Origin of the sequence: Stenotrophomonas sp. SPM, from assembly GCF_003105135.1 — a bacterium.
Classification (GTDB): Bacteria; Pseudomonadota; Gammaproteobacteria; order Xanthomonadales; family Xanthomonadaceae; genus Stenotrophomonas.
This window is the reverse complement of sequence record NZ_QETL01000104.1, coordinates 1-12,871: the sequence shown is the minus strand read 5'-3', so window position 1 is coordinate 12,871 and position 12,871 is coordinate 1. Positions and strand designations below refer to the sequence as shown.

The following is a 12,871-nucleotide window of genomic DNA, read 5'->3' as shown; positions in this document are numbered from 1 at the left end:
GGGCCATGCGGGGCAGGACCGGTGGCGCCATGGGCCCGAGGCATGCCTCGGGCGGGTTGGGCGGGACGCCCAACCCCGGTCTTGCCGTGTGCGCAGGACAGCGCACACGAGCAAGACGCCATCGAGCCCCCATGGATGGGTTTACGGCGTGTCCTGACCCGCATGGCCCCTCGCCTCAAACCAGTATCAACAGAGGCGCCACACGCGGGAAAAAATGGAAGCACGGACCCGGCGGTTACAATGGCGGTTGTTGATTCATTTTGAGGTACTTGCTGATGTCTTCCGCTCCCGCTTGCCCGCAGTGCACCCTGGAAAACACCTATGCCGATGGCGCGCTGTGGATCTGCGCCGACTGCGGTTTCGAGTGGACCGCCGAGAAGGGCGCCGGCGCCTCCCTCGTCGTGCGCGACAGCAACGGCAACACCCTGCAGGCCGGCGACACGGTCACCGTCATCAAGGACCTGAAGGTCAAAGGCTCGTCCATCCCGCTCAAGCAGGGCACCGTCATCCGCAACATCCGCCTCGTCGAGGACGATGCCGAACACATCGAAGGCAACTCGGACAAGATCAAGGGTCTGGTGCTGAAGACCTGCTTCCTCAAGAAGGCCTGAGCCGCGCTCAGCGTCGCGCCTGCTGCGTGCGCAGGCGCGACAGGCCGTCCAGCTTGGCCTGGTAGCGCTGCTGGTTGACACTGCCACCCAGCGACCTTGCCCGCGTCAGTTCGCGGTCGGCACGGGCCAACTGGCCCGAGAGGAAGTACGCGCGCGCCAGCCCGAAATGGAACTGGTGCGCGTTGTCGTACAGCTGCACCGCGCGCCGGTAATAGCGGATCGCCGTGGCCAGGTCGCCGTTGCGCTCGGCGGCAGCACCGGCCATGTACTGCGCGAACGGGTCGTCGCGCTGCGCCGCCTTCAAACGCTGCTCCAGCGCCTGCGCCTGCGTCACCAGGCCCAGGCGGCGATACAGCACGCTGGCGTTGATCAGCGCCGAATCCTCGCGGCCATCCAGGCGCAGCGCATTCTCCAGTGCGGCGCGCGCGCCCGCGAAGTCACCTTCGCGGCTGTCGAGGACGCCGAGGTTGTTCCAGGTCGGCGCAAAATCCGGCGCGCGCGCCAGTGCCGCAGTGAAGAACGCGCGCGCGCCCACCTTGTCGCCCGCGGTCATGCGCTCGGCGCCGCGGTTGTTGTAGAAGTGCGCCAGTGCGCGGTCCAGCGAGATCGGGTGCGGGCCGCGGCGGTCGTAGAGGATGTTGCGGTCGAGGTCGACAGTCCCGCCGCGCCCGTCGACCATGATCCCCACGTTGACGTGGCCCACGCTGTAGACCACGCCCTGTTCCTGGTCCTGGTACCAGGACACCACGCGATCCACCTCCTGCACGCGCGCCTGGATGCCGGCTTCGCGCGCCAGGGTGGCGAACAGCAGGGTGAACGCCAGGCAGTTGGCCTGGCGCTTCTGCCAGATTTCGGTGAGCGTGTAGGTCGCCGTCGGGTCGTACTGCATGTCCAGCGCCTGTGCACCGAAGATCATTTCGGCCAGCGCCTGCAGGCGCTGCTCGCGCGAGCTGTGGCGGGCGATCACCCGCGTCTGCAGCATCTGCCGCAGCGGTGCGGGAATGGCCAGCACCTGTTCCGGTGTCGGCACGCTGGCCACCGCAACCGGTGCGGCCGGCGCCATCAGGGGTTCGGGTGGTGGAGGATCCTGGGCCAGGGCGGCTGACACGCCCGTGGCAGCGAGCAAAGACGCAAGGCAACGAGCGGCAAGACGGCGCATGGCAGTTTCCTGCGGCGGCGGGTAGGCCCGCCTGCCGGCAGTGTAGACCCGCACGGGTGGGCCGGCATCAACCATTTATCGGTCCTCCGCGTTCATCCACATGCGGTGTGGACCAGCCCGCGACAAAGCTGTGGACAACCCCTTGCCAGCCTTGCCCGGCGGGCGATGTGAGCGGCTGGTGAAAAATTGTCCAGCTTGCCCGCGGCGCCTGCGGGCGGGATGATCCCCTGCATGGACTTCGCCCCGATCCCGCTTGCACCGGCGCAGTGGCAGACGCTTCAGGATGCCTACGCCACGCCGCCTCGCGCCTACCACCACTTCGGCCACGTGCGCGCGGTGCTGCAGCACTGCCAGGACGTCGCGGCCGGGCCGGGCTGGCAGCAGCCCGCCGAGGTGTATCTGGCGGTGCTGTACCACGACGCCATCTACCAGGCAGGGCGCAAGGACAACGAAGCGCGCTCGGCCGAGCTGGCGCGCAGGGCCATCGCGCATGCGCCGGAGCTCTCGGGCATCGATGCCGCGCGGGTGGAACAGCTGATCCTGCTGACCGCGCGCCATGGCGAACTGGGACCGGACGACGTGGATGCCGAGGCGGCCCTGTTCCTGGATTGCGACATGGCCATCCTGGCGGCCCCCGAAGCGGTGTTCGCCGCCTACGACCGCGGCGTGGCCGAGGAGTACCAGGGCGTGGTGCCGGGCTTCCTCTACCGTGCCGGCCGCCGCCGCTTCCTGCAGGGCCTGCTGCGCGCGCCACGCATCTTCCTCAGCGACTTCTTCCACCAGCGCCTGGATGCGGCGGCGCGCGCCAACCTGCAGCGGCAGCTGGACGCCTGAGCGGGATCGTTACACTGGGCGCCTGTCTGCAACGCCGTGCCTGCCCGTGACCGACCCCGTGCCTGTGCCTGATCCCGATCCGCGTCCGCTACCGCCGGAAGAGCCCGGCCCCAACGAGTGCTGCGGCAGTGGCTGCCCGCTGTGCGTGCTCGACCTGTATTCCGACGAGCTGCAGCGCTACCGCAAGGCGCTGGCCGAATGGAAGGCGCGGCATCCGCAGGAGGCGCCATGACGCGCGCGCGGCCGGCGGCATTGCTGGCCATGGTCGCGTTGCTGCTGTTCATCGCCACGGCGCTGTGGACCCAGTTCGCGCGCAGTGACCTGGACTGGGTGCAGACGACCCTGAGCATCTACCTGCACGGCCCCTCAGGGCTGGCCCTGCGCAGTGCCTACTGCCTGCTGGCGCTGGCCATCGCCGTGCTCGGCATCGCGCTGTACCGGCACAGCACGGGGCCACGCCGCAGTGCCGCCGCGCCGCTGCTGTTCACCGTCGCCGCGCTCGGCCTGGCCACAGTGTCCATCGGCGACAGCTGGCTGCCCGAGGCGACGCCACTGCTGGCGCCGCTGGTACATGGCGTGGCTGCGAACACTGCCTTCCTGTGCGCCAGCGTCGGCATGCTGCTGCAGGCGTGGTACCTGCGCCGCGAGCCGGGCTGGCAGCGCAGTGCGGCCCTGCTGTGGGGCTGGGCGTGGCTGGCCTTCGCCCTGTTGTGGCTGCACGTGCTGTGGCGGGCAGGTCCGCCGCGTGGGCTGGGCCAGAAAACGGTGATCGTGGTGATCGTCGGCTGGCTGCTGTGGCTGGCCGTGGCGATGTACCGGCGGGGTCGTCGCAGCGCTTCCAACTAGACCTCAAACGGCCCGCACGGGTACGTGCCGTGCACGCGGTGGCGGCGTATCGTGTGCGCATTCCACCGGGGATGCGATATGAAGCGTGCAGGGCTGGGCAGGGCAATGGGTGTGGTGCTGGCGCTGGCGGCGTTGCCGGCCATGGCGGCGGCGAACGTGCAGCAGTTCAGCCACGGGCGCTTCGACCAGATACCGGTGCACATGCCGGCGGGAACCCCGCAGCGGGTGGTGATCTGGTTCCATGAGCCGACCGCCGGTGGCGATACCAGCCGCCTGCCGATCGAGGCCCTGCGTGCCGATGGCGCTCTTGTTGCCGCCGTGGACATCAATCACCTGCGTGGCGTGCTGAAGCGCGAAGGCAATCCGACCTGTTCGTTCGGTGCCGGCGACGTCGAGAATTTCTCGCGCTGGCTGCAGGCCTCGCTGCACCTGCCGGGTTATCACCTGCCGTTGGTTGGCGGTGATGGCGAGGGTGCGGAGATGGCCTACACGCTGGCCGCGCAGGCCGATACCCAGGTCTTTGCCGGCCTGCTGACCACCGGCTTCTGCCCTGGCCACAGCCACGAGCGCATGGTCTGCGGCGATGGCGTGAAGCACAACCGGCTGCAGCCGGCCGAACTGAATTTCCCCTGGCTGAGCGCAGCCGGCGGCAACGCCTGCCAGGCCGGCCAGGCCAGCCCGTTCGTGCAGCAGGTGGCGATGGCGCGTGAGTTCAAGCGCACCGCGCGCGGCGATGCCTCGCCCGGCCTGGTGGCTGCGGCACGGGTGGTGGGCGCGCAGGCCGGCGTGAGCCTGGCACCGCCGCCGGATGCATTGAAGGGATTGCCGGTGGTGGAAGTGCCGGCCACCGGCAACGGCGACACCCTGGCCATCTTCGTGTCGGGCGACGGCGGTTGGGCCGGCCTGGACAAGAACGTTGCCGCCTCGCTGAGCGAGCATGGCGTGGCCGTGGTCGGCATCGATTCACTGCGCTATTTCTGGAGCGAGCGCACGCCCAAGGGCTTTGCCGCCGACCTGCAGAAGATCATCGCCCACTACCGGCAGCAGTGGCACCGCGACAAGGTGATGCTGGTCGGGTTCTCGCAGGGCGCCGACGTGCTGCCGGCCACCATCAACCAGCTTGATGCAGGCACCCGCGAGAGTGTCGAGCGCATCGCCCTGCTGTCGGTGGGGCGCAAGGCCGATTTCGAATTCCACGTCAGCAACTGGCTGGGCGGCGGTGGCGATGGCCTGCCGATCGCGCCGGAAGTGGCCAGGCTGCCGGCGGGCAAGACGCTGTGCGTGTACGGCGAAAAGGATGAGGATGCGCTGTGCCCGGATCTGCCGGCCGGCGAGGCGGTGCAGAAGGTGAAGCTGCCGGGCGACCATCACTTCAATGGTGATTACGACCGCCTGGCGGAGGTGATCCTCAAGGGCGCGTAAACCGCACCCACAGGTAGCGCCGGGCCATGCCCGGCGGAAAGCGTGCGAACCAACGGTTCGCACCCACCGGGAGGAGCTCGCACTCCCGATCACCCGCGGCGCGGGTCCAGCGAAATCAACCGCGTGGCATCCAGCAGCGCCGCCGGCAGGTGCATGCCGCCGGGTGCGGCGAGGTAGCGCGGGCGCCATTGCGGGGCGAACTTCGCCTTGAACCGGCGCAGGCCGCTGAAGCCATAGAAACGTTCGCCATGCCGCGCCAGCAACCCGGCCAAGCGGTTCCAGCGGCCCGCCAGGCGGTGCTGGGCCAACCCGGACAGCGGCGCCATGCCCAGCGAGAAACGCGCATAGCCCTGCGCGCGGCCCCACAGGAACAGCTCGATGAACAGGAAATCCATCGTGCCCTTCGGTGCCTCGTTGATGTGGCGCATCAGGTCCACCGACAGCTCGGCACCGGCCGGCGCCTGCCAGAGATTGGCGAAGGCCACGATCTCACCCTCGGCCTCGACCAGCGCCACCGGGAAGCGCACCAGGTACTGCGGGTCGAAGCTGCCCAGCGAGAAACCCTTCTCGTCGCCGGCCTTGTCGTCCAGCCACGCGTTGGAAATGGCGTGCAGGCGCGGCAGCAGCCCGGGAATTTCTTCCACCGCTGCTACGCGGAACGACAGGCCGCTGCGCTTGCCGCGGTTCCAGGCCTGGCGCAGGTCCGCACGCTCACGCCCTTCCAGGCCGAAGTCGTGCAGCGGGACCATCGCTTCCTCGCCCAGTTTGACCAGGCCCAGGCCGAGATCCAGATAGGTCTGCCAGTAGGCCTCGCCCACCTGGTAGAACACCGGGCGCAGGCCGAGGCGGTCGGCTTCCTCGCGGAAGCGCCAGATCAGCGCACGGGCGACGTCGGGCGGACCGACCGGATCGCCCATCGCGATCAGCGAGCCGCCATAGCGCTGCATCATCACGAAGCCCTGTTTCGCCTCGTCGCGCAGCACCGCCTTGTCGGCGGTCAGCACCAGGCAGGCCTGGGTGTCAGTGGCGTTGGCCAGCACCGGCGCCAGCGCCAGCAGGGTGGCATCGTCGGCGGCCGGCAGCGGCGTGCGCGTGCTGTGCAGCAGGCGCGCCAGGCCGAACATCACCAGCGCGATGGCCACCACCAGCAACGCGCGCAGCGCACGCGGCGCATTGCCCGACACCGCGAACTGCCACCACAGCTCGTTCTGGTATTCGACGTGGCTGTAGGTGAAGAACAGCAGCCAGGTGACCGCGACCAGCACCAGGCCGAGATTGCGCAGCCACGGCCACGACCACGCTTCATCCAGCAGCGCGCCCTGGCGGTAGAACTCACGGCGCGCGGCCCACAGCGCCATCGCCACCAGCAGCGCGGACACGGCGATGAGCGGCTGGCCGCCGCGCAGCCACAGCGGCAGCGGGGTGATCACGCACACCGCCATCGCCAGCATCCACGCCGCATGGCTGCGCCGGGCCAGGCCCTGGCCGATCAGCAGCAGGGCGACGCCACCGAGGCTGCCGATCAGGTGCGAGGTTTCCAGGATCGGCAGCGAGGCGTTGAGCAGATGGCGGCGTGGCGTCGGTAGCGTGCCATCGATGACCAGCGCGGCGCCGATGCTGAAGGCGGCCAGGGCGATGATCTGCGGCAGCCACGGGCGCAGCGCATGCCAGCCGGCACGGGTGGCACCGGCGCTGGCCTGCAGCGGCTGGCGCAGGGCCGGGGCGAGGGCGAGCAGGGTGGCCAGCAGCAGCGGCAGCACGTAGTAGGTGACGCGATAGATCAGCGCGGCCGCCAGCACCGCGGCCGGGGCGACCTGCGGCAGGAGTTTCAGCAGGCTCCACTCGAACACGCCCAGACCGGCCGGGACCGTGGATACCAGGCCGGCCAGCACCGCCACCAGGTACAGGCCGACGAAGCCAGGCAGGCCGGTGGGCGTCGAGTCCGGCAGCAGCACGTAGAACGCGGCGCTGGCCAGCACCAGTTCGATCACGCTGAGCACGGTGACGCCGAGCACCGTGCGGCGATCCGGCAGCCACAGGCCATGGCCGAAGATGCTGAACTGGCGGCCGTTGCGGCCGACCAGCAGCACGGTGGCGGCGTAGGCAAGCAGGGCGAGGATGCCGACCACGCGCACCGCCGCCGGGTCCAGCGGCAGGGCCAGCGCGGCGGCGGCCGGCTCCATGCACAGTGCCACACCGATCAGCAGCCAGGCACCGAACACGAAGCCCAGCGTGCTCATCAGCACCACCTGGCCGATCTGCGCCAGGTCCAGGCCAGCGCTGCGGTAGCCACGCAGGCGCACCGCGCCGCCGGTCAGTGCGGCAAAGCCCACCGTCTGCCCCAGGGTGTGGGCGAGGAAAGCGGTGATGCCCACGCGCGCCGGATGCACGCGGATACCGCTGCGGCGCAGACCGATGGCATCGAAGCCGATCAGGCAGCCGTAGCTGGCCAGGCCCAGCAGCACGGTCAGCGCGATCTGCGTGCCGGTCAGCTTGTGGAAGGCTTCGCGGATGGCACGGTAGCCGTGCTCGTCGAACTCGTTGGCCAGCCCGTGCAGGGCCAGCGACAGGATCAGCAGCGGGACGATGATGGTCAGGACCCGCTTCCATGCCGGGGTGTGCGAAGCGGTGGTGGGGTCGTTGGCTGGGGTCATCGGCGCAAGAATGCGACAGCAGGGGGAAGAGGGGTGTCAACGTGAACGTGGCGCATCGTGCGCCTGTCGGTGGCGTTTGACCAGCACCGGCAGTGTGCGGCGATTGGCGGCAACGAATGTGCGTCCGGGAGGCCACATTTCACCGCCCGGCTGGGTGAGAATGGGGTTCAGTCCACCCCGCAGGAGCCACGCCCATGATGGAGCGTTACGACGTCGGACCGCGCATGTCCGAGATGACCGTGCACAACAAGGTCGCCTACCTTTCCGGCCAGATTCCGGAAGACACCAGCCAGGACATCACCGGGCAGACCCGGCAGGTGCTGGCGGAGATCGACAAGCTGCTGGCGCTGGTGGCCAGTGATCGCCAGCACGTGCTGCGCGCGGAAGTGTTCCTGGCCGACATCGCCGATTTCGACGGCATGAACAAGGCATGGGATGAGTGGGTGGTCGAAGGTGCGACCCCGGCGCGTGCAACGTTCGAAGCGAAGCTGGCGCATGCCGAGTGGAAGGTCGAGATCGTGATCACGGCGGCAGTGCCGTAATTCTGGATTTGCCTGCCACAGCCAGAGCAGGTTGATCGGCTCTGAGCTCCTTCGCATGGGGTGGGGCGGTGTGGAGCTGCAGGACACGCCGCAAACCCATCCATGGGGGCTCGATGGCGCCGTCCATGGCGCCAAATGCTGAGCGGGGTCGGATCCCTCTCCGAAGGAGGGGGCTCTGACCCCGTGCTGGTTCAGTGCGGGCGGATTTTCGTCGCGGCGTGCGCGGAGAGGGCGATGCCGGCCTGCATCAGGCCTTCCATGATGCGGTCGCCGACGTATTCGTCGGCCTCGCCGTCCTGGCGGGTGCGTTCGGCGGCAAGCACGAGCTCCTGCACCACGCGCAGGCCGACCAGGGTGCGGTCGGCGTCGGTCAGGCCGAGATGGCCGCCGGGCAGCAGGTAGCCTTCCGGCCAGGGGAATCCATCGACGGCGGCAGCCGCGCTGATCTTCCGCAACAGGGCCATCATCCTGTCGGGATGGCGCTCGATGTCGTCCGCTGCATCGGTGAGGTCGCGGGTGCAGTCGTCGGTAACGTCCGAAGGGGTCATGGCACAGCTCCGTTCAGGTCAATCGGTAGCCTCCACGGCACGGTGGCGGGCGGAACGTGGCTTGAAAACCGGCCAGCCGCTTGGGGTGGCCCGTCACAGGACGTTTGCGGAAGTCTGGCATGCGGTTGAAAGAGGCCGCAGTGGGCTGGCGCATGTGCCGCGAGCAGCGGGGCAATCTGCGATGTGCGTCCTTTTCCGTGAGGGCGCGGGGCGCGCAGGACGCGGTGATTGCGACGAATGTCTGGTGAAGTGGGGTCAGAGCCCTTTCCGCTGGAAAGGGATCCGACCCCCGCTACAGTTGCACCAGGTCGATGCAGTCCACCGGGCATGGCGGGATGCACAGCTGGCAACCGGTGCACAGGTCGGCAATCACCGTGTGCATGTACTTGGCGCCGCCGACGATGGCGTCCACCGGGCAGGCCTGGATGCACTTGGTGCAGCCGATGCAGTCGGCTTCGATGATCAGCGCGACCTGCGGCGCCTTGTGCTCGCCGCGCGTGCGGTCGAAAGGCACGGCGGGCACGCCCAGCACCTGCGCCAGTGCGCGTGCACCGGCATCGCCGCCGGGCGGGCAGCGGTCCACGCCCGCTTCGCCGCGCGCCATCGCCTGCGCATACGGGCGGCAGCCGTCGTAGCCGCATTGCCCGCATTGGGTCTGCGGCAGCAGGCGGTCGAGGCGTTCGGTCAGGGGCGGAATCAGGCTCATGCGTGGCGAAGTCTGCGCGTCAAAATCACTTCAGGGGTCTGCCGCGGTACCAGCGCTCGTGGGCGAGGGCCAGCATCGGCCGGTCTTCGTAGCTGTCGCCGTAGGCGTGGATGCGCAGGTAGCGCGACAGGTCGAACTGGCGGCGGATGTGCTCGACCTTGCGCGGGGCGCAGTCGCCGTCCGCGTAGCGCCCGGTCAGGCGTCCATCCTGGCTTTCCAGCCGGTTGCAGATCAGCTGCAGGCCCAGCTGTTCGCACCACGGCCGCAGGTACAGGTCCAGCGAACCGGACACGATCACAACGGTGTGCTGCTGTTCCTTGTGCCAGCGGATCTGCTCCAGCATTTCCGGACGCATCACGTCGGGCAGCACCTCGCGGGCGAAACCCGCCGCCAGCGTGGCGATGTCATCGGCATGGCGTTCGCTGAAGGTGAGGCGGGTGACGCGGGCGCGGATGCGCGCGGCGGAGATGATGCGCAGGCGATAGGCCAGCAGCCAGGGGCCGACCATCCACCACGCGCGCGCCAGCTGCTCGGGCGTGGCCACGCGGCGCAGGAAGCGGCCATAGGTATCGCAGGTGGTGACGGTGTGGTCGAAATCGAACAGCGCCAGTTCCATCCTGCTCTCTCCCATGGCGGTGCCTTCCGTGGCGGTCTGCGTGGCGGGGCGCGGCGAGGGCCGCGCCCGCAGGGCATCAGCGGACCGGCATGCCCGGCTGTGCGCCGCTGTCGGCGTCCAGCAGCGCCAGCGCGCCACCGTCGAAACCGGCCGACAGGATCATGCCTTCGCTCAGGCCGAAGCGCATCTTGCGCGGGGCCAGATTGGCGATGAACACTACGCTGCGGCCGACCAGCGCTTCCGGTTCGCCGTAGCTGCCACGGATGCCGGAGAAGATCTGGCGCTTGCCCAGGTCGCCCGCATCCAGTTCGAAGCGCAGCAGCTTGTCCGAGCCTTCCACGAACTCGCACACCAGCACCTTGCCGATGCGCAGGTCGAGCTTGGCGAAATCATCGATGCCGATGTAGGCCGGTGCGTCGGCGCTCTTCGCTTCGTCCTTGGCCGGGGCAGCCGGCTTCACGGCTTCGGTCCTGGCGGCGGGGGCGGCAGCGGCGGCCGGCTGCAGGGTGTCCTTGGAGGCGTCGATCATGGCGTCAATCTTCTTCGGGTCGATACGGGTGAACAGCGGGGTGTACTCAGCAATGCGGTGGCCCAGCAGCGGCTGTGCCAGCGCGGTCCAGTCGTTCACCGGCGCGGCCAGGAAGGCCTCGGCCTGCGCGGCGGTGGCCGGCAGCACCGGCTTCAGGGCGGTGACCAGCACGCGGAACAGGTTCAGGCCCTGGCTGCACACCGCCTGCAGCTGCGCGTCGGCGCCTTCCTGCTTGGCGATGACCCACGGCTTGACCTCGTCGATGTAGCGGTTGGCTTCGTCGGCCAGGGTCATGGTCAGGCGGATGGCGGCGGCCGGGTCGTTGCGTTCGTAGGCTTCACGGATCGGCGCCAGGCCATCGACGAAGCGCTGGTACTGCGCCGCATCGGGCAGCTGCGCGGCCAGCAGGCCATCGAAGCGCTTGCTGATGAAGCCCGCGCAGCGGCTGGCCAGGTTGACGAACTTGCCGACCAGATCGGCGTTCACGCGCGCCACAAAGTCGCCCAGGTTCAGGTCGAGGTCGTCGACGCCGCCGCTGGTCTTGGCCGCGTAGTAGTAACGCAGGGCTTCGGGTTCCAGGCCGGCATCGAGGAAGGTGCGCGCCATCACGAAGGTGCCACGCGACTTGCTCATCTTCGCGCCGTCGACCATCAGGTAGCCGTTGACGTGCAGGCGGGTGGGCGCGCGGTGGCCGGTACCGTTCAGCACCGCCGGCCAGAACAGGCCGTGGAAGTTGACGATGTCCTTGCCGATGAAGTGGTGCAGTTCGGTGTTGGTGCCTTGGCGCAGGTGCGATTCGAAGTCTTCGCCGAGCTTGCCGCACAGGGTCTGGAAGCTGGACAGGTAGCCGATAGGCGCGTCCAGCCAGACGTAGAAGTACTTGCCCGGCTGGCCGGGGATCTCGAAACCGAAGTACGGCGCATCGCGCGAGATGTCCCACGCGCGCAGGCCACCGTCAGCGTCCAGCCATTCCATCAGCTTGGCCTTCACTCCGGGCAGGGCGACGTCGCCGGCCAGCCAGTTGCGCAGGAAGCCTTCGAAACGGCCGACCTCGAAGAAGAAGTGTTCCGAATCGCGGATTTCCGGCGTGGCGCCGGAGATCACCGACTTCGGGTCCTTCAGGTCGGTCGGATTGTAGGTGGCGCCGCAGACTTCGCAGTTGTCGCCGTACTGGTCGGCGCTGCCGCAGTTCGGGCAGATGCCCTTGATGTAACGGTCGGGCAGGAACATGCCCTTGGCCGGGTCGTAGAACTGCGCCACCGAGCGACGGCTGATGTGGCCGGCCGCTTCCAGCTTCAGGTAGAACTGCTCGGTCAGCGCCTTGTTGGCCGCCGAGTTGGTCGAGTCGTAGTGGTCGAAGGCCACGCCGAAAGCGGAGAAGTCGCGCTCATGGCCGGCCTGGATGTTGGCGATGAAGGCTTCCGGGGTGACTCCGGCCTTTTCCGCGGCCAGCATGATCGGCGTGCCGTGGGTGTCGTCGGCGCAGACGAACCAGGCCTTGCCGCCGCTCATTCGCCGCGCGCGCACCCAGATGTCAGCCTGGATGTAGCCGACCAGGTGGCCCAGGTGCAGGGGGCCGTTGGCGTAGGGCAGGGCGGTGGTGACGAGCGCGGTACGGGTCATGGTCGCGGGGTGCAGCCGAGGGGAACCGCAGATTATCGCATGCCTGCAACGAGGTGACCCGGCCGGGGCCGGGTCACGGGGGTGCTGCGCGGGCCGGAGGCCTTACTCGCGGACCCAGGTCTGGGTGCGGCAGATGAAGGCGATGCAGCCGGACACGTCCAGCTTGCCGCCGCCCGGCTGCAGTTCCAGCTTGGACTTGTAGGTCTTGCCGTTGGCCGGGTCGAGGATGGTGCCGCCGGACCACTTGCTGTGGCTGCCCTTGTCCTGCGACAGGTTCCACAGGATGGTCATGCCCTTCACCGGCTTGTTCTTGTTGGCGCCTTCGCAGCCGTCGCAGATCGGGTTGGGACCCTTGTCCGAGTGCAGGATCTCGACCACCTTGCCGGTCAGCGCGCCATTGGCGGCCTGGCTGATCTCGACGATCGATTTCACCTTGCCGGTCTTGTCGTCGATGGTCTTCCAGCGGCCGGCGGCGCCGTCGGCGGCCTGGGCCGACAGGGCGGCCAGGCACAGCGGCAGTGCCAGCAACAGGGTCTTGAAGGTCTTGCGCATGGTCCCCTCCCAGGGTTCATTCCGGCACGTCGCCGGTACAGGGCGACTGTATACCCATTCGGCGGGGTATGGGGAAGGGGGGGCTTTGCAGGGCTTGCAGCCCTGCACCTGCAGAAGCAACAGCAACAGCGGGCTTTCCGTGGGATGGCGGGGCGGTGTGGGCCTGCAGGACACGCCGTAAACCCGTCCATGGGGGCTCGTAGGCGCCATCCATGGCGCCTGCGGTCCT

The 12,871-nt window shown here is 68.7% G+C and carries 13 protein-coding genes; 6 read left to right on the top strand and 7 right to left on the bottom strand.

Translation table 11 applies throughout. The annotated features are described in order from the left end of the window. Nucleotides 1-275: 275 nt before the first annotated feature. Nucleotides 276-611, top strand: a complete 336-nt coding sequence (locus DCO49_RS16825; RefSeq protein WP_116864981.1) for a zinc ribbon domain-containing protein YjdM — start codon at nt 276-278, stop codon at nt 609-611. Between the two features lie 7 nt (nt 612-618). Here DCO49_RS16825 and DCO49_RS16820 read toward each other — a convergent pair whose 3' ends face one another. Then, a complete protein-coding gene (locus tag DCO49_RS16820; RefSeq protein ID WP_116864979.1) occupies nt 619-1,770 on the bottom strand; it encodes a transglutaminase-like domain-containing protein in 1,152 nt (383 codons plus the stop codon). Nucleotides 1,771-2,001: 231 nt separating this feature from the next. Here DCO49_RS16820 and DCO49_RS16815 point away from each other — a divergent pair, with 231 nt between their 5' ends. The 4 genes from DCO49_RS16815 (at nt 2,002) to DCO49_RS16800 (ending at nt 4,872) form a co-directional block, all read left to right on the top strand. Further along, nucleotides 2,002-2,604 (top strand): hypothetical protein, encoded by a 603-nt coding sequence (locus tag DCO49_RS16815; protein ID WP_116864978.1) that lies wholly within the window; start codon nt 2,002-2,004, stop codon nt 2,602-2,604. 46 nt (nt 2,605-2,650) lie between these two features. Continuing rightward, a complete protein-coding gene (locus DCO49_RS16810; protein WP_116864977.1) occupies nt 2,651-2,836 on the top strand; it encodes an oxidoreductase-like domain-containing protein in 186 nt (61 codons plus the stop codon). Continuing rightward, nucleotides 2,833-3,450: a DUF998 domain-containing protein gene (locus tag DCO49_RS16805; RefSeq protein ID WP_116864976.1), complete on the top strand. Its 618-nt coding sequence runs from the start codon at nt 2,833-2,835 to the stop codon at nt 3,448-3,450. The genes DCO49_RS16810 and DCO49_RS16805 overlap by 4 nt, the downstream gene beginning before the upstream one ends. A gap of 78 nt (nt 3,451-3,528) precedes the next feature. Further along, complete coding sequence (locus DCO49_RS16800; RefSeq protein WP_279325649.1) at nt 3,529-4,872, top strand: AcvB/VirJ family lysyl-phosphatidylglycerol hydrolase; 1,344 nt, start codon at nt 3,529-3,531, stop codon at nt 4,870-4,872. An 89-nt stretch (nt 4,873-4,961) separates the two neighbouring features. Here DCO49_RS16800 and mprF read toward each other — a convergent pair whose 3' ends face one another. After that, nucleotides 4,962-7,526, bottom strand: a complete 2,565-nt coding sequence (mprF, locus tag DCO49_RS16795) for a bifunctional lysylphosphatidylglycerol flippase/synthetase MprF (RefSeq protein ID WP_116864974.1) — start codon at nt 7,524-7,526, stop codon at nt 4,962-4,964. A gap of 194 nt (nt 7,527-7,720) precedes the next feature. Here mprF and DCO49_RS16790 point away from each other — a divergent pair, with 194 nt between their 5' ends. Further along, on the top strand, nt 7,721-8,068 hold the full coding sequence (locus DCO49_RS16790) for a RidA family protein (RefSeq protein ID WP_108750666.1): 348 nt from the start codon (nt 7,721-7,723) through the stop codon (nt 8,066-8,068). A 191-nt stretch (nt 8,069-8,259) separates the two neighbouring features. On the opposite strand, the gene DCO49_RS16785 is transcribed toward DCO49_RS16790, so the two are convergent. From DCO49_RS16785 to DCO49_RS16765, 5 genes are all read right to left on the bottom strand, one after another. After that, complete coding sequence (locus DCO49_RS16785) at nt 8,260-8,616, bottom strand: hypothetical protein (RefSeq protein ID WP_243402764.1); 357 nt, start codon at nt 8,614-8,616, stop codon at nt 8,260-8,262. Nucleotides 8,617-8,908: 292 nt separating this feature from the next. Then, entirely contained in the window at nt 8,909-9,322 is a 414-nt protein-coding gene (gene rnfB / locus DCO49_RS16780; RefSeq protein ID WP_116864973.1) for an Rnf electron transport complex subunit RnfB, read from the bottom strand. A 25-nt stretch (nt 9,323-9,347) separates the two neighbouring features. Continuing rightward, a complete protein-coding gene (locus DCO49_RS16775) occupies nt 9,348-9,938 on the bottom strand; it encodes an HAD family hydrolase (RefSeq protein WP_116864972.1) in 591 nt (196 codons plus the stop codon). A gap of 76 nt (nt 9,939-10,014) precedes the next feature. Then, the gene (gene metG / locus DCO49_RS16770; protein ID WP_116864971.1) at nt 10,015-12,090 is read right to left on the bottom strand and encodes a methionine--tRNA ligase; all 2,076 of its coding nucleotides are present in this window, start codon (nt 12,088-12,090) and stop codon (nt 10,015-10,017) included. A gap of 102 nt (nt 12,091-12,192) precedes the next feature. Then, entirely contained in the window at nt 12,193-12,642 is a 450-nt protein-coding gene (locus DCO49_RS16765) for a DUF2147 domain-containing protein (RefSeq protein ID WP_116864970.1), read from the bottom strand. Nucleotides 12,643-12,871: the final 229 nt, after the last annotated feature.